The 18,726-nt window shown below is 68.5% G+C and carries 21 protein-coding genes; 17 read left to right on the forward strand and 4 right to left on the reverse strand.

Going from position 1 to position 18,726, the window contains the following annotated elements:
- Positions 1-150, forward strand: coding sequence for a hypothetical protein (locus tag FEI13_RS19050; RefSeq protein WP_158294514.1), 150 nt, complete (start codon positions 1-3; stop codon positions 148-150).
- 146 nt (positions 151-296) lie between these two features.
- On the opposite strand, the gene FEI13_RS05450 is transcribed toward FEI13_RS19050, so the two are convergent.
- Both FEI13_RS05450 and FEI13_RS05455 read right to left on the reverse strand, forming a co-directional pair.
- Positions 297-1,466 carry a globin domain-containing protein gene (locus tag FEI13_RS05450; protein ID WP_138180149.1) on the reverse strand — a complete coding sequence of 390 codons (1,170 nt, stop codon included), beginning with the start codon at positions 1,464-1,466 and terminating at the stop codon, positions 297-299.
- A 102-nt stretch (positions 1,467-1,568) separates the two neighbouring features.
- Positions 1,569-2,135 carry a YIP1 family protein gene (locus FEI13_RS05455; RefSeq protein WP_138180151.1) on the reverse strand — a complete coding sequence of 189 codons (567 nt, stop codon included), beginning with the start codon at positions 2,133-2,135 and terminating at the stop codon, positions 1,569-1,571.
- 146 nt (positions 2,136-2,281) lie between these two features.
- Here FEI13_RS05455 and FEI13_RS05460 point away from each other — a divergent pair, with 146 nt between their 5' ends.
- Both FEI13_RS05460 and FEI13_RS05465 read left to right on the forward strand, forming a co-directional pair.
- On the forward strand, positions 2,282-2,695 hold the full coding sequence (locus FEI13_RS05460) for a MarR family transcriptional regulator (protein ID WP_138180154.1): 414 nt from the start codon (positions 2,282-2,284) through the stop codon (positions 2,693-2,695).
- Positions 2,696-2,791: 96 nt separating this feature from the next.
- Entirely contained in the window at positions 2,792-3,949 is a 1,158-nt protein-coding gene (locus tag FEI13_RS05465) for a cytochrome P450 (protein ID WP_138180156.1), read from the forward strand.
- 73 nt (positions 3,950-4,022) lie between these two features.
- Here FEI13_RS05465 and FEI13_RS05470 read toward each other — a convergent pair whose 3' ends face one another.
- Together FEI13_RS05470 and FEI13_RS05475 are read right to left on the reverse strand one after the other, a co-directional pair.
- On the reverse strand, positions 4,023-5,231 hold the full coding sequence (locus FEI13_RS05470) for a cytochrome D1 domain-containing protein (protein WP_275668714.1): 1,209 nt from the start codon (positions 5,229-5,231) through the stop codon (positions 4,023-4,025).
- A 7-nt stretch (positions 5,232-5,238) separates the two neighbouring features.
- Positions 5,239-5,574 (reverse strand): c-type cytochrome, encoded by a 336-nt coding sequence (locus FEI13_RS05475; RefSeq protein ID WP_138180160.1) that lies wholly within the window; start codon positions 5,572-5,574, stop codon positions 5,239-5,241.
- A 359-nt stretch (positions 5,575-5,933) separates the two neighbouring features.
- Between FEI13_RS05475 and FEI13_RS05480 the strand changes: the two genes are divergently transcribed.
- From FEI13_RS05480 to FEI13_RS05545, 14 genes are all read left to right on the forward strand, one after another.
- Positions 5,934-7,661: a nitrite reductase gene (locus FEI13_RS05480; RefSeq protein ID WP_138180276.1), complete on the forward strand. Its 1,728-nt coding sequence runs from the start codon at positions 5,934-5,936 to the stop codon at positions 7,659-7,661.
- A gap of 57 nt (positions 7,662-7,718) precedes the next feature.
- Positions 7,719-8,219: an Lrp/AsnC family transcriptional regulator gene (locus FEI13_RS05485; protein ID WP_138180162.1), complete on the forward strand. Its 501-nt coding sequence runs from the start codon at positions 7,719-7,721 to the stop codon at positions 8,217-8,219.
- Positions 8,216-8,749, forward strand: a complete 534-nt coding sequence (ahbB, locus tag FEI13_RS05490) for a siroheme decarboxylase subunit beta (protein ID WP_158294515.1) — start codon at positions 8,216-8,218, stop codon at positions 8,747-8,749. The genes FEI13_RS05485 and ahbB (FEI13_RS05490) overlap by 4 nt, the downstream gene beginning before the upstream one ends.
- Positions 8,746-9,204: an Lrp/AsnC family transcriptional regulator gene (locus FEI13_RS05495; RefSeq protein ID WP_138180164.1), complete on the forward strand. Its 459-nt coding sequence runs from the start codon at positions 8,746-8,748 to the stop codon at positions 9,202-9,204. The genes ahbB (FEI13_RS05490) and FEI13_RS05495 overlap by 4 nt, the downstream gene beginning before the upstream one ends.
- Entirely contained in the window at positions 9,179-9,751 is a 573-nt protein-coding gene (gene ahbB, locus FEI13_RS05500) for a siroheme decarboxylase subunit beta (RefSeq protein WP_158294516.1), read from the forward strand. Before FEI13_RS05495 ends, ahbB (FEI13_RS05500) begins: the two co-directional genes overlap by 26 nt.
- Before the next feature lie 18 nt (positions 9,752-9,769).
- Positions 9,770-10,996: a heme d1 biosynthesis radical SAM protein NirJ gene (nirJ, locus tag FEI13_RS05505; RefSeq protein ID WP_138180166.1), complete on the forward strand. Its 1,227-nt coding sequence runs from the start codon at positions 9,770-9,772 to the stop codon at positions 10,994-10,996.
- Between the two features lie 15 nt (positions 10,997-11,011).
- Complete coding sequence (gene cobA / locus FEI13_RS05510; RefSeq protein WP_138180168.1) at positions 11,012-11,860, forward strand: uroporphyrinogen-III C-methyltransferase; 849 nt, start codon at positions 11,012-11,014, stop codon at positions 11,858-11,860.
- Positions 11,860-13,428: a nitrite reductase gene (locus tag FEI13_RS05515; protein WP_138180169.1), complete on the forward strand. Its 1,569-nt coding sequence runs from the start codon at positions 11,860-11,862 to the stop codon at positions 13,426-13,428. The genes cobA and FEI13_RS05515 overlap by 1 nt, the downstream gene beginning before the upstream one ends.
- 96 nt (positions 13,429-13,524) lie before the next feature.
- Positions 13,525-14,736, forward strand: a complete 1,212-nt coding sequence (locus tag FEI13_RS05520) for an NnrS family protein (protein WP_138180171.1) — start codon at positions 13,525-13,527, stop codon at positions 14,734-14,736.
- A gap of 114 nt (positions 14,737-14,850) precedes the next feature.
- Positions 14,851-15,237: a SirB2 family protein gene (locus FEI13_RS05525; protein WP_138180282.1), complete on the forward strand. Its 387-nt coding sequence runs from the start codon at positions 14,851-14,853 to the stop codon at positions 15,235-15,237.
- 76 nt (positions 15,238-15,313) lie between these two features.
- A complete protein-coding gene (locus FEI13_RS05530; protein ID WP_138180173.1) occupies positions 15,314-15,634 on the forward strand; it encodes a carboxymuconolactone decarboxylase family protein in 321 nt (106 codons plus the stop codon).
- A 186-nt stretch (positions 15,635-15,820) separates the two neighbouring features.
- Entirely contained in the window at positions 15,821-16,273 is a 453-nt protein-coding gene (locus FEI13_RS05535) for a c-type cytochrome (RefSeq protein ID WP_138180175.1), read from the forward strand.
- 46 nt (positions 16,274-16,319) lie between these two features.
- Positions 16,320-17,675 carry a cbb3-type cytochrome c oxidase subunit I gene (locus FEI13_RS05540; RefSeq protein WP_138180177.1) on the forward strand — a complete coding sequence of 452 codons (1,356 nt, stop codon included), beginning with the start codon at positions 16,320-16,322 and terminating at the stop codon, positions 17,673-17,675.
- A gap of 57 nt (positions 17,676-17,732) precedes the next feature.
- Positions 17,733-18,545 carry a CbbQ/NirQ/NorQ/GpvN family protein gene (locus FEI13_RS05545; RefSeq protein ID WP_138180179.1) on the forward strand — a complete coding sequence of 271 codons (813 nt, stop codon included), beginning with the start codon at positions 17,733-17,735 and terminating at the stop codon, positions 18,543-18,545.
- Positions 18,546-18,726 lie beyond the last annotated feature (181 nt).

The following is an 18,726-nucleotide window of genomic DNA, read 5'->3' on the forward strand; positions in this document are numbered from 1 at the left end:
ATGGGACGGGTACAGATCGGTCGCCCGCTCCATGGCAGCAGCGCGGCCGTCTGCGGCGAGAGCGCCGTGCCCAGGCTCTGGCGCCACGCCCACAGCGGGGCGAGCCAGTCGGCGTCGCCCATGATCGCGCCGGCGGTCAGGTCGCTGTGACCCCTCGGTGGGGCGGCGATCCGACCGGCACAAGCGGCGCCAGAGGCCCGGAGAGCGCGAGAGACGCGACGATTCCTCGAACGCATACGCCGACGCCCCGACCATGTCGGGGCGTCGGCGTATCGGGCCGTGTTCCTGGGTCTACGTCAGGCGGCGTCGAGGGGGCGCGACGGGCCGAAGTGCTCGTAGTGACGACGCTCGTCGGGCACGCCGAGCGCGGCCAGCGCCCGGTCCACGGCGGTCATGAAGCCCTGGGGACCGACGAAGTAGCAGCGGGCGCCCTCGGGCAGCAGGCGCGCCAGTAGCTCGCGGTCGATGCGTCCGATATGGTCGGCGTCAGAGCCGCGCTCGTGGACGCTCACGGCGCGCAACCGCTGGGGGTGCTCGGCGGTCAGCGCCGCTACCTCGTCGCGGAAGGCGTGGTGCTCGGCGTCCAGGGCGGCGTGTAGGTAGATCACCCGGCGCCCCGCGGCCAGGGCGTGGCGCGCCATCGGCAGCAGCGGGGTCTGGCCGACGCCGCCTGAGGCCAGCAGCAGCGGCTCGTCGCCGTCCTGCAGGGTCAGCTCGCCGGCGGGCGGCAGCAGCTCCAGGGTATCGCCCACCGCCATGGCATCGTGGAAGTGCCGGCTCGCCCGGCCCTCGGGTTCGCGCTTGATCGAGATCCGATAGGAGCGGCCGTTGGGCACGTCCGAGAGGCTGTAGTGGCGATAGACCGGTTCACCGTCGATGGTCAGCCGCACGCCGATGAACTGGCCCGGCGCGTGATCGGCCACCGGACCGCCGTCCTCGGGCTCCAGCATGAAGGAGCGGATCACCGCGCTCTCGCGGCGGATATCGGCGATGCGAAAGCGCCGCGTGCCGCGCCAGCCGCCGGGGCGCTGGGCGAACGCATGGTAGCGATGGTCCTCCAGCTCGATGAGTAGGCCGGCGAGCTCCTCGTAGAGGCCGCTCCAGGCCGCGGCGACCTCCGGCGTCACCGCCTCGCCGAGCACCTCGCCGATGGCGGCCATCAGGCACTCGCCGACGATGGGGTACTGGTCGGGCTGGATGCCGAGGGCGACGTGCTTGCCGACGATGGTGCCCATCGCGCCTCGCGCCTGCTGGGGATCCTGGCGCAGCTGCACGTAGGCGAGCACCGCGCCGGCCAGCGCCCGTGGCTGGCCGCCATCGTGCTGGTGGGCCTCGTTGAACAGCGGCTTCACCTCGGGATAGCGCGAGAACATCAGCGGGTAGAAGCATTGGGTGATGGCGTCGAGATGTTCGGCCACCACGGGGGCGGTGGCGGCGATCAGGCGTTCCTGGTCTGGCGTCAGCATGGCAGGGCTCCGGTCAGGGGGTGTCTTTTAAGATGCAAGTAAAATACATCTTTATGAGCCCCGTCGATACCCCGAGGGCTGACACAAAATGTCGCAGGACAACTAGTAAGCCCAGACGATGGTCAGCAGCATGCCCCAGGCCAGCACGCCGGCGGCCATGATGGTGTAGGTGGCCGACATGGTGTTGACGTCATCGTCGCTGCGCTCACACAGCGCCTGCAGGCCGTGATAGAGCAGGCTGCAGGAGATGCCCAGCGCGACCAGCATCGCCAGGGCGTTAAGCAGCAGGCTGGGGATCAGCAGCACGATGGACGCGGACCACAGCGGCAGCGGGGCCAGGGCGGCCAGCAGGTAGGCGTCGTGGTAGCTGAGCGACAGCTCGCGGGTGGTATTGACCACGGCGTGGATCAGCCAGCCCATCAGGAAGAAGGTGAGCAGCTCGGCCAGGAACAGGATGGTCGTGATGAAGCGCCACTCCCGGCCGGCGAAGCCGGCCACGAAGTCGTCGCCATAGTGGGTGCCGGCGTAGTAGAGCAGCAGCGGCGGCAGCAGTGACATGGGTAATACCAGGCACCAGGCCAGCACGGGAATAGGGATTTGGCGCTGCTGCAGCGACTTCCAGCCTGCCTGGCGGGTGAAGGGCAGCTTGAATATCGTCACAGGGTTCATGGAGAACCTCCTCGTGTCTCGGGGGTGATAAAATATCACGGCGTGATATTATGAATTAATCATTAGGTCCCGGTTCATTCTCTGTCAAGCCGACGCGGGCCCAGCCATGCCGCCTGGTCACGCCTCCAACGGATCGACAACTGCCCATGAGTGACGATGCCTTGACCAAGCAGGACTTCCAGCGCCTCTCCCACTTCCGCTATCAGCTGCGCTGTTTCCTGCGACAAAGCGAAGACATCTGCCGCGAGCACGGCCTGACGCCGCTGCAGTACCAGCTGCTGCTGCACTTGCTCGGCTTCGAGGGGGGAGAGTGGGCCTCGGTGGGCCAGCTGGCGGAGCGCCTACAGGCCAAGCACCACGGCACGGTGGCGCTGGTGGATCGCTGTCAGCAGCTGGGTCTGGTGGAGCGACGCCCGAGTCGCGCCGATCGTCGGCGCATCGAAGTGCACCTGCTGCCTCGCGGCAGCGAGCTGGCACGGCGCATCGCCGAGCTGCACCAGCCCGAGCTGCGCCACCTGCAGGAGGAGTTTCATCTCCCTGGCTGGCCTGAATCTTCCTGAGCCGCCTGCGGCAGCCGCTGATCTGGGTCAACGCGACCTTGGGTGGTTCTCTGCTCCCATGGTGGCCACCATTTCCCTTGCCTTGCAGGAGACCACATGAGCGATACGCATCAACAGGACTGGGATCCCCGCGCCGAGGGCGTGCTCGAGGACCAGATTGCCGCCTACGATGAGATGCGCCAGCGCTGCCCGATGGCCTTCAGCGACTATTTGCAGTGGTCGCTGCTGCGCCATGCCGACGTGATGCGGGTGTTGGAAGATCACGATACCTTCAGTAACGCGGCCAGCCGCCACCTGTCGGTACCCAACGCCATGGACCCGCCCGAGCACACCCGCTTTCGGCGCCTCATCGAGCCCTATTTCGGCCCCGACGCCATGGCCGAGTTCGCCCCGACCTGCCAGGCCATCGCCGAGGCCGTGGTGGACCGCCTGCCCGCCGACGGCGAGGTGGAGGCGATGACCGAGATGGGCCAGGACTTCGCCCTGGAAATCCAGTGCGCCTTCATGGGCTGGCCGGCGAGCCTCCATGAGCCGCTGCGAGCCTGGGTCCGGCGCCAGCAGGCCGCCACCCTGGCGGGCGACCGCGAGGCGCTGGGCGAGCTGGCGCTCGAGTTCGACGGCGTGATCCGCGAGCTGCTGGAAAGCCGCCGCGAGGCCGGCGACGCGGCCCCAGACGACGTCACCACGCGGATCATGAACGAGAGCGTGGAGGGGCGCGCACTGACCGACGAGGAGATCGTCAGCATCCTGCGCAACTGGACGGTGGGTGAGCTCGGCACCATTTCGGCGAGCATCGGCATCCTGATGCGCTACCTGGCGGCCAATCCCGAGCTGCAGGGTCGCCTGCGCGCCGATCGCCGCCTGCTGGCGGCCGCCATCGACGAGATCCTGCGCCTCGATGCGCCGCTGATGTCCAACCGTCGCATCACCACCCGGGCGGTGGAGATCGGCGGCCATCGCCTCGAGCCCGGCGAGCGTTTGACGATCCTGTGGGGCTCGGTCAATCGTGACGAGGCGGTTTTCGACGGCGCCGACGAGGTGCGGCTGGATCGCGATCCCAGAGACAACCTGCTCTACGGGACCGGCATCCATGTCTGCCCGGGAGCGCCACTGGCGCGCATGGAACTCGAGGACTTCATGCAGGCGCTGCTCGACGCCACGGTCGAGATTTTCCTGTTGTCGGATCGCCCCGCGGTGCGCGCCCTCTACCCCGCCGGCGGCTACTCCGAGGTGCCGCTGCACGTGCGTCGCTGACGACGGGTAACGCCCTCTATGTCCCAGGAAGGCGCCCAAAGGGGTGCCTTCCTGTCGTTTGGTGACAGGGGGCTCAGAGCCCGATGCGATGCGCCCGGTCGGTGAAGAAGATACCGCTGGGCGATTCGCTCTCGAGTTCCGTCAGCACCTCGAAGGTGCGGGTGTCGTAGACGGTGATCCGATCGCTGTCGCGGGCCGAGACCCAGGCGTGCTCACCCTTGGGCGTGAACTCCATGTGCAGCACCGCCTCGCCCGGGGAGAGGGTGCGGATGACCTGCCGCGTTTCGGTGTCGATCACCTGTACCACGTCGTTGTCGGGGTGGGCGAAGTTGACCCACACCTGGCGCTCGTCGGGGCGGCTCATCACGAAGATCGGCTGGCCGTGCACGGGGATGCGCTCCACCAGCGACCAGTCGTCGGCGTCGGCGACCAGCACCTCGTGGCGACCCACCGCCGGCAGCCAGGCCTCGTCGCCGGCCACCGCCCAGCCCTCCAGGTGCGGCATCTTGTAGACCGGCAGGCGCGCCTCGCCGCGGCCGTAGTCGGGCAGGATGCGCGTGACACCCTCCTCGACGTGCCACAGGTCCAGCAGCGCCAGGCCGTCCTCGCCGAACAACCCGGCGATGTAGTAGCGCCCATTGGGGCCGATCAGCGCGTCGTAGGGCGCCTCGCCGATATCGGCAAAGCGCGTCACCTCTGGCGCCTCGCCGTTCATATCGATCATGGCGATCTCGCCGGCCTCGAACAGGCTGTAGACGAAGCGGTTTCCCGGCGCGTCCACCAGCCCCACCACCTTGGAGCGCACGGTCTCGCCCTGGGCGTTGCGATAGGTGGCCGGAATCTCGGCCACCGGCGCGAGGGTCTGGCTGTCGAAGAGCCGCACCCCGCCCGGCGTGTAGTTGGCCACCGCCACCAGCGAGCCGTCCTGGGAGATGGCGCCGCCGATGCTGTTGCCGGACTGCATCACCCGGTGGGTGATGTCTCCGCTGAGCAGGTCGACCCGGCTCAGCCCGCCGTCGCGGCCGAAGACGAAGGCGTAGCGGGCGTCGCGGGAGAATTTCACCGAGGCGTGTGACAGGTCGCCCAGCCCCTCGACGCGCGTGAGGATCCGGCGCTCGCTGGTGTCCACCACCGCCAGGCTGCCGGTGGCGCGCTCCACCACCACGCCGAGGTCGCCGGTGCCGCGCAGCTCGGCACTCGAGGTGGCCTGGCAGCCGGCCAGCAGGGCGAGCAGTGAGACGGCGGCGAGGGGCTTGCGAAGGGGGGCAGGCATCAAGGGCATGGCAAGGTCACTCATCCAGCGGGTTGTCGTGCTGCAGGTGGTCGGCGAGCCAGCGCGCCTCCTCCTCGGTCAGCAGGCCCGCCCAGCCCGGCATGGCGGTGCCGGCGACGCCGTTGAGGATCAGCGCGGCCAGGCCGTCGCGATCATAGGCGTTCATGCGCGATCGCGGCAGGGGCGGTCCCAGCCCGCCGCGCAGGGTCATGCCGTGACAGGAGCCGCAGTCCTGATAGAGCAGCGTCTCGAGCTCCTGCTCCCGCTCGGCGGAGAGCGAGCCATCGGCCAGGGCGGTTACCGGCAGCCAGCAGAGCGCCAGCAGCAGACGGCGGGGGGCAGAAAGGGGCATGGCATCTCCTCGGGCGGGCCCGGTGTCGTGGCTGGTGGCAGTGTCACCGCTGGCGGCCGGGCGTGCCATGACGGGGGTCAAGGCGTCGCCCTGCAGGTCCCATCAAGCATGATCCTTGCGGGCTCGCAACGTCCCTTTGGAGGTAGGCCCGAGCGCCTTTGACGCAGGTCAACCTTGCCCGGGAAATGGGCGCGGGAGCCGCTAAAGATGCATGAACTATACGCGTTAATGGGCCACGCTCTGGCGCAGGAAGGTCATCGGCCGTGCAGTTCCGGGTGGCCATCCGGCGAATGACAACAATGACTCGCCCATGACCTGGCGACAGCGCATTCAAGGATCATGACAGAGGTGGAACGATGATGAAGAAACACTGGTATCTCAATCCCCTGGCGGTGGCAGTGACCACCGTCGCCCTGGGGATCGGTGCGGCCCAGGCTCAGGATGGCCACAAGGATGTCGACGAGTCCAAGGCGGCCTATCAGGGCGCAGAGTCGACCGTGGATCCCGGCTCCGCCAAGGTCGTTCGAACGCCCGGTGCACCGGACCTGACCGAGGCAGAGTTCGAGAAGGCCAAGCAGATCTACTTCCAGCGTTGCGCGGGTTGCCACGGCGTGCTGCGCAAGGGGGCCACCGGCAAGCCGCTGACCACCGATATCACCCAGGAACGGGGGCTCGAGTACCTCAAGGCCTTCATCACCTACGGCTCAGCGGCCGGCATGCCCAACTGGGGCACATCGGGCGACCTGACCGATGACGAGGTCGAGCTGATGGCCAAGTACGTCATGCACGAGCCGCCGGTGCCGCCGGAGTTCGGCATGCCCGAGATGATGGAGACCTGGGAGGTTAAGGTCGCGCCGGAGGACCGCCCCACCGAGCAGATGAACGACCTGGACATCGAGAACCTGTTCTCGGTCACCCTGCGTGACGCCGGCCAGATCGCGCTGATCGATGGGGCGTCCAAGGAGATCGTCAAGATTCTCGACACCGGCTATGCGGTGCACATCTCGCGCATGTCCGCGTCCGGCCGCTACCTGTTCGTCATCGGCCGCGATGCCAAGGTGGACATGATCGACCTGTGGATGAAGGAGCCGGAGATCGTCGCCACCATCAAGATCGGCATGGAGGCGCGCTCCGTCGAGACCTCCAAGTTCGAGGGCTACGAGGACGACCTGGCGATCGCCGGCGCCTACTGGCCGCCGCAGTACGTCATCATGGATGGCGAGACCCTAGAGCCGAAGAGGATTGTCAGCACCCGCGGCATGACGGTGGATACCCAGGAGTACCACCCGGAGCCCCGCGTGGCGGCCATCGTGGCCTCCCACCAGCACCCCGAGTTCATCGTCAACGTCAAGGAGACCGGCAAGGTCCAGCTGGTGAACTACGAGAACCTGGATGCCCTCTCCACCGTCGAGATCGATACCTCGCGCTTCCTGCACGACGGCGGCTGGGACGCCTCGGGTCGCTACTTCCTCACCGCGGCCAACGAGTCCAACCAGATCGTGGTCATCGATGCCCAGGAGCGCGAGCTCGAGGCCATCGTCGACGTGGGCAAGATCCCGCACCCGGGCCGTGGCGCCAACTTCGTCGACCCCGAGTTCGGGCCGGTGTGGGCCACCAGCCACCTGGGGGACGCCACCATCCAGCTGATCGGCACCGACCCGGAGGGGCATCCCGACAACGCCTGGCAGGTGGTACGCACCCTGGAAGGCCAGGGCGGCGGCTCGCTGTTCATCAAGACCCACCCGGAGTCCGACAACCTCTACGTCGACACCGCCCTCAACCCGGGCGAAGGGCCCAGCCAGAGCGTGGCGGTCTTCGATGTCAACGATCTGGAGGCCGGCTACGAGGTGCTGCCGATCGCCGAGTGGGCCGACGTGGGCGAGGGCGTCAAGCGCGTGGTGCAGCCGGAGTACAACCAGGCCGGTGACGAGGTGTGGTTCTCCGTCTGGAACACCATGGACGAGACTTCCGCCCTGGTGATCGTGGATGACGAGACCCGCGAGCTGAAGCACGTGATCAAGGATGAGCGGCTGGTCACCCCGACCGGCAAGTTCAACGTGATCAACACCCAGAAAGACATCTACTGATCGGGACCCGGCGGCGGGCCGTGCCCGCCGCCACCCCGCCGCAAGTGAGCTGTGCCGATGCATTGCCAAGTCCCGTACTGCCAAGTTCAAGAGCTCGATACCCTGGATCGCCGCCTGATCGACAGCTACCAGCGTGGCCTGCCGGTCTGCACCCGCCCCTTCCACACCGTGGCCGAGCGCCTGGGCACCTCGGAGGCCGAGGTGATCGCACGCCTCGAGCGCCTGCAGGCCCTGGGCGTGCTGAGCCGGGTGGGTCCGGTCTTCGACCACGCCCGGGCCGGCGCCAGCCTGCTCGCCGCCGTGGCCGTGCCCGAGGCCGAGCGCGATGCCTTCGCAGAGCTCATCAACGCCGCCCCCGGCGTCAACCACAACTATGCCCGTGAACACGACTACAACCTCTGGTTCGTGATGACCGCGCCGGACGAGCCCGAGCTCGAAGGGCGCCTCGACGCCCTGGAGTCACGCCTGGGATTACCGATCCTGCGCCTGCCGATGCTGGAGGGCTTCCATATCGACCTCTCCTTCCCCATTCCCTGGGCCGAACTGGAGCGCACATGAGCACCGCGACCCCGCTCACTCTCGGTACCGCCCGCGCGCCGGGCGAGCCGGATGCCCACCGTCGCCTGCGCGCCCTGCTCGAGCAGGGGCTGCCGCTCACCCCGCGGCCCTGGCAGGCCCTGGCCGATCAGGCCGGCATGGCCGAGGAGGAGGTGATGGCCTGCGTGCGCCGCTGGCAGGCGGACGGCATGATCAAGCGCCTGGGGCTGGTGGTACGCCATCGCCGACTGGGGATCCAGGCCAATGCCATGGTGGTGTGGGACGTGCCGGACGAGCGGGTCGCCCTGGTAGGTCGCCGGCTCGCCCGGGAGACCGCGGTGACGCTCTGCTACCGCCGCCCGCGGCGCCTGCCCGAATGGCCCTACAACCTCTTCTGCATGATCCACGGCGCCCGCCGCGAGCGGGTGCTGGGGGAACTCGCCGCCATCGTCGAGCGGCTGGACCTGGGCGAGCTGGAGCACCGCGTGCTGTTCAGCACTCACGCCTACCGCCAGTGCGGCGGCCGCTACGTGCGGGAGGGGACGGCATGACCCTGGAGGATCTCGACGACGTCGATCGTCGCCTGATCAACCGCCTGCAGGAGGGCCTGCCGCTGGTGACGCGCCCCTATGCGGCGGTGGCCGAGGAGCTGGGCATCACCGAGGGCGACCTGCTCTACCGCCTGGAGCGCCTGTGCGAGGGCGGGGTGCTGAGCCGCTTCGGTCCCATGTACCACGCCGAACGGTTGGGCGGTGGCCTGACCCTGGCTGCCCTGGCGGTGCCCGAGGCCGACTATGAACGGATCACCCAGGCGGTCAACGCCTTCCCGGAGGTGGCCCACAACTATCGCCGCGAGCACGCCCTCAACATGTGGTTCGTGCTGGCCACCGAGACCGCCGAGGCGATCGCGTCGACCCTCGCCGAGATCGAGGCGGTGACGGGCCTGCCGGTCTACAACATGCCCAAGGAGGAGGAGTTCCATGTCCGTCTCCACCTGCCCATCTAGGTCGGCCCCGGATCAGGCGCCGGCCGGCGGCGCTTCTGCCGAGCGCGACGCCCAGGGCCTGGATGCCTTCGACCGCGACATCGTGCTGGCCACCCAGGCCGGCCTGCCGCTGGTGCCCGACCCCTGGGGCGCGGTGGGCCGCGAGGTGGGCCTCGATGGCGAGGCGGTGCTCGAGCGCATGCGGGCGATGCAGGAGCGTGGGGTGATCCGCCGCGTCGCGGCGGTGCCCAACCACTATCGGCTCGGCTACGTGGCCAACGGCATGACGGTGTGGGACGTGGATGACGCCGAGGTCGAGCGGCTGGGCCGCGAGGTGGCCGCCATCGAGGGAGTCAGCCACTGCTATCGTCGGCCGCGCCACCTCCCCCACTGGCCCTACAACCTCTTCGCCATGCTCCACGGCCGCAGCCGGGAGGAGGTCGAGCGCCAGGCCGAGGCGCTGCGGGCTCGCCTCGGCGAGGCGTGCCGTGACCACCGCATCCTCTACAGCTCGCGCATCCTCAAGAAGACCGGGCTGCGCCTGGCGCGCCGCGCCCCGCACGCATAATGACGGCAGGAGAACGCCATGTTTCGCGTCACTCGCTACATCAAGTCGCTGCTCGAGCCGGGCCCCCGGGGTCATGAAACAATCGGGCCGGCCCGCAAGCCGCCTGGCCCGGTGGTGATCTGGAACCTGATCCGCCGCTGCAACCTGACCTGCAAGCACTGCTACACCACCTCGGCCGACATCGACTTCGCCGGCGAGCTCACGACCGCCGAGGCCCACGCCGTCCTCGACGACCTCGCCGCCTTCCGGGTGCCGGCGCTGATCCTCTCCGGCGGCGAGCCGCTGATGCGCCCCGACATCTTCGAGCTCTCCCACCGTGCCCGGGCGCTCGGCATCTACACCGGGCTCTCCACCAACGGCACCCTGATCACCGAGGAGAACATCGATGAGATCGCCGAGGTCGGCTACGACTACGTGGGCATCAGCATCGATGGCCTCGAGGAGACCCACGACGTCATCCGCCAGCGCAAGGGCGCCTTCCGCGAGTCCATGCACGCGGTGAAGCTGTGCAAGGCGCGCGGCATCAAGGTGGGGCTGCGCTTCACCCTGACCCGCGAGAACGTCGAGCAACTCGACGACATCCTGGCGCTGCTCGATGAGCACGACGTCGACAAGTTCTACCTCTCGCACCTCAACTACGGCGGGCGCGGCCGGCGCCACAGTAAGCAGGACGCCTGGTACCGCATGACTCGCGACACCATGACCCGGCTATTCGACCACTGCCGCGACGAGCTCGAGCGCGGCATCCAGCGCGAGTACGTCACCGGCAACAACGACGCCGACGGCCCCTTCCTGCTGATGTGGGCCCGCGAGCACTTCCCCGAGCGGGCCGAGGCCCTGGAACGACAGCTGATCGACTGGGGCGGCAACGCCTCGGGCGAGCAGATCGCCAACATCGACAACCTGGGCAACGTCCATCCCGACACCTTCTGGTGGGACCACCACCTGGGCAACGTCCGGGAGACGCCCTTCTCCGCGATCTGGCGCGACACCCGGGATCCGCTGATGGTCGGCTTTCGCCAGCAGCCGCGGCCGCTCAAGGGGCGCTGCGCCGAGTGCCGTTTCCTGCCGATCTGCAATGGCAACACCCGCGTGCGGGCCTGGATGGTCACCGGCGACCCCTGGGAGGAGGATCCCGGCTGCTACCTGACCAACCGCGAGATCGGGGTCGCTGAGGCGGCCGAACGTCGCATCGACGCGCCCCACGCGGCCATCCAGGCCATCCAGGCCATCGAGATCCAGTAAGGCGAGGACACCCCCATGCCGTCACGTCGCGTTTCCTATGACCTCGCCGAGGCGCCCATGGCACCCGGCGAGGTGGCCATCGTCGGCGCCGGCCCGGGCGACCCCGGGCTGCTGACCCTGCGCGCCCTGTCGCTGCTCGAGCAGGCCGACTGCCTGGTCTTCGACCGCCTGGTCTCCCGTGAGGTGCTGGCCCTGGCAAGCCCCCGGGCCCGGCGCTTCTACGTGGGCAAGGCCTCGCGCTGCCATGCCCTGACCCAGGACGAGACCAACGCCCTGCTGGTGCGCCTGGCCGTTGAGGGCCGGCGGGTGGTGCGGCTAAAGGGCGGCGACCCCTACATCTTCGGGCGCGGTGGCGAAGAGGCCGAGGTGCTGATCGAGCACGGCATCGACTTCCGGGTGGTGCCGGGCATCACCTCCGCCCAGGGCTGCGCCGCCTACGGCGGCTTCCCGCTGACCCATCGCGACCACGCCCAGAGCGTCACCTTCGTCACCGGCCACTGCAAGGCCGACGGCGAGCTGGCCCTGGACTGGAGCGCCCTGGCGATGCCTCACCATACGGCGGTGTTCTACATGGGCCTGGCCAACGCCGGGCTGATCAGTCGCCAGCTGCAGGATCACGGCCTGCCGGCGAGCCACCCCGTGGCGCTGGTGGAGCGCGGCACCACCCCCGAGCAGCGCCGGGTGATCACCTGCCTGGGCGAGCTGGTCGAGACCATCGCCCGCGAGGAGCTCAAGCCGCCGACGCTGATCGTGGTGGGCGAGGTGGTGCGCCTGGCCACGACCCTCGCCCAGCCCACCCCGGCCGCGGCCACCTGCATCGAGGGCGAGACGCTGGAACTGGTGCCCCGGCGAGTGGTGCTCTGATGCGTGCGTGCGCGCTTCCCCGCGGCCTCGCGATCCTGGCTGGCGCCGCGCTGCTCACGATCCTCGCACCGGCCCAGGCCGGCGGTCCCGAGGCCCTATACCGGGCCCAGTGCGCTTCCTGCCACGGCGCGGATCGCCTGGGCGGCATCGGCCCGGCGCTGCTGCCGGGCAATCTCTCGCGACTCTCGCCCGAGGCCGCCGAAGCGGTGATCCGCGACGGCCGGGCGGCCAGCCAGATGCCCGGCTTCGGCGAGCGGCTCGACGATGCGGCGATCGCCTCCTTGGCCGAGTGGCTCTACCGCGAGCCCGAGGTAGCACCCACCTGGGGACGCGACGAGATCGTCGCCAGCCACGAGGTCACTCATCCGGACGGCTCGCTGCCGGACACGCCGCGCTTTGAGGCCGACCCGCTCAACCTCTTCGTGGTGGTGGAGACCGGCGACCATCACGCCAGCGTGCTCGACGGCGACACCTTCGAGCGGATCCACCGCTTCCCGACCCGCTACGCCCTGCACGGCGGGCCCAAGTACACCCCGAACGGGCGCTACGTCTTCTTCGGCTCCCGGGACGGCTGGATCACCAAGGTCGACCTCTACAACCTCGAGGTGGTGGCCGAGGTGCGTGCCGGCATCAACATGCGCAACATCGCCGTCTCCGCCGACGGCCGCTACGTGATGGCCGCCAACTACCTGCCCCACAGCCTGGTGCTCTTCGACGCCCACAACCTCGACCTGATGAAGGTCTATCCGGTGGTGGGCGAGGACGGCGAGAGCTCCCGGGTCAGCGCCGTCTACGCCGCGCCGCCGCGGGGCAGCTTCATCGCCGCGCTCAAGGACCTCGAAGAGGTGTGGGAGATCCCCTGGCCGCTGCCCACCGAGCCGGTGGTCGCCACCGGCCATATGGCCACGCCGCTCGAGCAGCGTCGCGGGCATGACACGCCCAACTTCCAAGTGCGGCGCATCCCGGTGCCCGACTACCTGGATGACTTCTTCTTCGACCTCGACTATGACCACGTCATTGGCGCCGCCCGGGGCGGCCAGGGCGGCATGGTGGTGAACCTGGCCAGCGGCGAGAAGGTGGCCGACCTGCCCCTGGAGGGTATGCCCCACCTGGGCTCGGGCATCACCTGGGAACATGAGGGGCGCCGCGTGATGGCGACCCCCCACCTCACCCGGGCGGCGGTCTCGATCATCGACATGAGCGACTGGACGGTGATCAAGACCCTCGAGACCGACGGCCCCGGCTTCTTCATGCGCAGCCACGCCAACTCGCCCTACGCCTGGGTGGACGTCTTCTTCGGTCCGAACCGCGACCGGGTGCACGTGATCGACAAGGCGCGCCTCGAGATCGTCGAGACCCTGATACCCGAGCCCGGCAAGACCGCCGCCCACGTGGAGTTCGACCGCGATGGCGAGAAGCTGCTGCTGAGCCTGTGGGAGGAGGAGGGCGCGGTGATCGTCTACGACGCCGAGACCCTTGAGGAGGAGCGGCGCATTCCCATGAGTCGTCCCTCGGGCAAGTACAATGTCTGGAACAAGACGCGCTACGAGGAGGGCACCAGCCACTGAGGCCCCATAAGAAGCATTCTTGATACCTGTCAAGGAATGGGGCGGGGGAGTGGGCCACAATGGCCATCACCAAGTGTTTTCGTCGGGTATGGCGCCATGCAATCGACCTCCTCCTCCGCACGCCCCTCCTCGCTGTCGCACCTGCCGGTGGCGAGGCTGGCCTTTCGCCCCTTCTTCCTGCTGGCCGCGCTCTTCAGCGTGGCGGCGATGGTGGTGTGGCTGGCCTTCTGGCACGGCGACATCCTGCTGAGCCCGGTTGGCGGGATGATGTTCTGGCACCAGCACGAGATGCTGTTCGGCTTCGCCGCCGCGGTAGTGGCGGGCTTTCTGCTCACCGCGGTACAGAACTGGACCGGCCTGCCCAGCCTCAAGGGCGGGCCGCTGCTGGCGCTGGTCGCGCTGTGGCTGGCCGGGCGGGCCCTGATGGCCTTTCCCCTGGGCCTACCGGCCTGGCTGCCGATGCTGGTCGACCTGGCGTTCCTGCCGGTGGTGGCCGGGGTCATGGCCCGTCTGGTGATCGCCGCCAAGCGCTGGCGCAACCTGATCTTCCTGCCGGCGCTGGGTCTGCTGGTGCTGGCCAACTTGGCCATGCACCTGGGAGTGCTCAACGGCGATGCCGAGCTGATCCGTCAGGCCGCCTACCTGGCGGTCCTGCTGATTACCCTGCTGATGGTGGTGGTGGGCGGCCGGGTGATCGCCATGTTCACCGCCAACCGCCTGGGCCTCACCCGCCGGCCGCCGATCCCCGCCTTGGAGTATCTCAGCCTGGGCAGCGTGCTGGCCGTGGTGCTGGCCCAGGGGCTCGCCGTGCTCGGCGTGGCACTGCCGGGCGCGTTCTTCGCCATCCTGCTGGGGCTGGCGGCCCTCGCCAACGCCCTGCGTCTGGCGCGCTGGGGTGGCCAGCACAGCGGCCGCGAGCCGCTGCTATGGGGCCTGCACGGCAGCTACGCCTTCATTCCCGTGGGCCTGGCGATGTGGGCACTGGCGGCGCTGGGCGTGTTCCGCGCCGAGCTGGCCGTGCACGCCCTGACCATCGGCGGCATGGGCACCATGATGTTGGCGATGATGTCGCGGGTTTCGCTCGGCCATGCCGCGCGCCCCATCCGCACCCTGCCGGGCATCGGGGTGGCCCTGGGCCTGATGCTCGCCGCCGCCGTGCTGCGCTCGCCGGTGCTGGCGCTCGTCCCCGAGATCACCCACTGGACCTACAACCTGGGCATCCTCTTCTGGTGTCTGGCCTATGCGATCTTCCTGTTCCACTATACGGGGCCGCTGCTGTCGGCCCGGGCCGACGGCAAGGACGGCTAGCCGGGCGCTTCGCGCCAGCGGCGAGACGCGGGCAACGGGCTTCGAGCGATACTCCTGCCGTAGCCCGTAGCCCGTAGCCCGTAGCCCGTAGCCCGACGCCAGGAGGGAGACTTGCTGGAACACTACGCCCTGATCAAGCACCTGCACGTTACCGCCGCCACCCTGAGCCTCGCCTTCTTCCTGCTGCGGGCCTGGTGGTCGGTGCGCGAGGTGCCCCTCCTGCAGCGGCGCTGGGTGAAGAGCGCTCCCCACCTCATCGACACCGCCCTGCTGGGGCTCGGCGTAACGCTGATGGTGCTGCTTTCCGCCTGGCCCCACCAGCAGCCCTGGCTCGCCGCCAAGCTGATCGCCCTGCTTTGCTACATCGGCCTGGGCACGCTGGCGATCAAGCGCGGCCGCACCCCCGCGGTGCGCGGCGTCGCGGCGCTGGCCGCACTGGCCACCTTCGCCTACATGCTGGGGGCGGCCGTGACCCACAGCCCGCTCTCGTGGCTGGCTTGAGGCCAGGGGTGCCTGCGCTGAGCCGTATGCGCTGATCTATACTGACGCCGCCACTCGTCTGCAGAAGGATGCTCTCATGTCGAAACAGGAACTCCCCGCCGGTGCCGGTCAGGTGGCCGAGCAGTATCCCGAGGTCTGGTCGGCCTATGCCGAGCTCGGCCGGGCCTGTGCCGAGTCCGGCCCGCTGGACGCACGCACGCGCCGGTTGATCAAGCTGGCGCTGGCCGTGGGGGCGCGCTCCGAGGGGGCGGTGCACTCTCATGTGCGCCGCGGCCTGGAGGAGGGCGAGTCCGCCGAGGCCCTGAAGCAAGTGGCCATGCTGGCCATACCCACCCTGGGCCTGCCCGGCGGCGTCGCGGCCCTGACCTGGATCGAGGACATCACCGAAGACCACTGAGCCCTCTCCCGGGCGGCGGCCGCGCGGCCGCCGCCCGCCTCTTCCCGAAAATTGATCGACGTCAAGGCCCCCTGCCGTGCCCTGCTGCTATTCTTAACATGTATTTCCTATACATCTTAAAAGAGGCGCAGGGCCGCTTGCCGTGAGAGGCGACGGCACTGCCACACGAGCAAGGGGGTATGGTCCATGGCCGACGGTCTCACCAAGTCGGCGGCCCGCAACATCTTCTACGGCGGGTCGCTGTTCTTCTTTCTGCTGTTTGCCGCGCTGACGGCCCACAGCCACTGGTACATGGTCAACACGTCCACCGACAGCGAGGGGCTCACCGAGTCCGTCAAGCACGGCAAGGAAGTGTGGGAAAAGAACATGTGCATCAACTGCCACAGCATCATGGGCGAGGGCGCCTACTTCGCGCCGGAGCTGGGCAACGTCTGGGAGCGCTACGGCGGTCACGAGAACCCCGATGCGGCCCGCGCGGGACTCGCCGCCTGGATCCGCGCGCAGCCGCTGGGGGCCGAGGGACGCCGCCAGATGCCCGCCTACGACTTCAGCGAGGAGGAGATGCAGGCGCTGATCGACTTCCTGGAGTGGACCGACGGCATCGACGCGCAGGACTGGCCGCCGACGCCCGCCGGCTGAGCCGCCGGATCGCCGGACCGCGGATCAATCAAGGAGAACGAGACCGATGAAATACGAAACCCAGAGGGTGGCGCTGCCCTTCTTCATGGTGGCCATGGCGCTCTTCGCGCTGCAGGTGGTCTTCGGGCTGCTGGCCGCCACCGTCTACGCCTGGCCCAACTTCATGGCCGAGCTGATGCCCTTCAACATCATGCGCGTCAGCCATACCAACCTGCTGATCGTCTGGTTGCTGCTCGGCTTCATGGGCGCCACCTACTACCTGATGCCGGAAGAGGCCGAGCGGGAGATCCATAGCCCGACCATCGCCTATATCCAGCTGGCGATCTTCGCCTTCGCCGGCGCCGCGGCGCTGGTCGGCTACCAGTTCGGGATCCACGAGGGGCGCGAGTTCCTCGAGCAGCCGTTCTGGGTCAAGGTACTGATCACCATCTCGTTCCTGATGTTCCTGTTCAATACCAGCATGACCCTCGCCAAGGGGCGGCGAACCGCCATCAACCTGGTGCTGATGCTGGGCCTGTGGCTGGCCGCGGTGTTCTGGCTGTTCGCCTTCTACAACCCCTCCAACCTCGCCGTGGACAAGCTCTACTGGTGGTGGGTGGTGCACCTCTGGGTCGAGGGCGTGTGGGAGCTGATCATGGCGGCGCTGCTGGGCTACCTGCTGATCAAGATGACCGGCGTCGACCGCGAGGTGATCGAGAAGTGGCTGTATATCATCGTCGGCCTGTCGCTGTTCTCCGGGCTGCTGGGCACCGGTCACCACTACTACTGGATCGGCGCGCCGAGCTACTGGCAGCCCATCGGCAGCATCTTCTCCACCCTGGAGGTGATCCCCTTCTTCGCCATGGTGGTGTTCGCCTTCACCATGTTCTGGAAGGGCAGTCGTAACCACCCCAACAAGGCCGCCATGCTGTGGGCCCTGGGTTGCCCGACCGTGGCCTTCTTCGGCGCCGGCGTGTGGGGCTTCATGCACACCCTGCACTGGATCAACTACTACAGCCACGGCACCCAGGTCACCGCTGCCCACGGCCACCTGGCCTTCTACGGTGCCTACGTGATGCTGATGCTTGGCATCATCACCTTCGCCATGCCGCAGCTGCGCCGCGTACAGCCCTACAACCAGGTGCTGAACATGTGGGGCTTCTGGATCATGACCGGGGCCATGTGCTTCATGACGTTCACGCTGACCTTCGCCGGTGTCGTCCAGACCCACCTGCAGCGCGTGCTGGGCATGAACTACATGGAGGTCCAGGACCAGCTCGGCCTCTTCTACCTGATGCGCCTGGGCGCCGGCGTGGCGGTGGCCATCGGGGCGGTGATGCTGATCTACGCCTTCTTCGGCCCGGCCCGCGAGCAGGTGCCGGCCGGCGGCACCCAGCTGACCGCAGGCCCCGATCGCGCCTGACCCGCCGAGGGCCCCGCTCGGGGCCCTCGTCCGCTCACCATCACGGGAGTGACTCCCATGCCGCTTTCCTCCGTGGCCACCCATGCCGACGAGCAAGAGATTCCCTACTACCAGAGCGTCGGCAACGAGTGCGCCCTGTTCGACCAGGCCTTCCAGCAGCGCCTGCCCATGCTGCTCAAGGGGCCGACCGGCTGCGGCAAGACGCGCTTCGTCAGCCATATGGCGGCCAGGCTCGGCAAGCCGCTGTTCACCGTCTCCTGCCACGATGATCTGACCGCCGCCGACCTCACCGGCCGCTACCTGCTGCAGGGCGGTGAGACCCGCTGGGTCGACGGCCCGCTGACCCGCGCGGTGCGCGAGGGCGGCATCTGCTACCTCGACGAGGTGGTGGAGGCGCGCAAGGACGTCACCGTGGTGCTGCACCCGCTGACCGACGACCGCCGCCTGCTGCCCTTAGAGCGTACCGGCGAGCTGCTCGAGGCGCCGGACGACTTCATGCTGGTGGTCTCCTACAACCCGGGCTATCAGCACATCCTCAAGTCGCTCAAGCCGAGCACCCGCCAGCGTTTCGTGGCGATGTCCTTCGACTTCCCGCCGCCGGCGGTGGAGCGCGACATCGTCGCCCGCGAGAGCGGCCTCGAGCCCGATCGCTGCGCGGCGCTGGTCAACCTGGCGGCGAGCCTGCGCGCCATGAAGGGCCAGGACCTGGAGGAGGGCGTCTCCACGCGCCTGCTGGTCTACTGTGCGACCCTGATCGGCGCCGGCATGCCGATCCTGGAGGCCGCCCGTGCCACCTTGGTGGAGCCGCTCTCGGATGACGCGGACGTCCAGGAGGGGCTGATGGAAGCCATTCAGGCCACGTTCGGATAAAGGCTTTTCTCGAAGCCCTTTGATTGAGCCGGGCTGCTCCGGCGACAAGCCTCCGCGAGGGCGCTGTGAACCCCTCCCTGGGCGCTACTTTTGCCATCCATGGCAAAAGACCCTCGCTTCGTCTTGTCCCCGGGCGCCCATGGCCCGCGGTGAAACGGGGAGGCATATCCCCCAGGCCATG

The sequence above is a fragment of the Halomonas urmiana genome (assembly GCF_005780185.1).
In the GTDB taxonomy this organism is placed as follows: domain Bacteria; phylum Pseudomonadota; class Gammaproteobacteria; order Pseudomonadales; family Halomonadaceae; genus Halomonas; species Halomonas urmiana.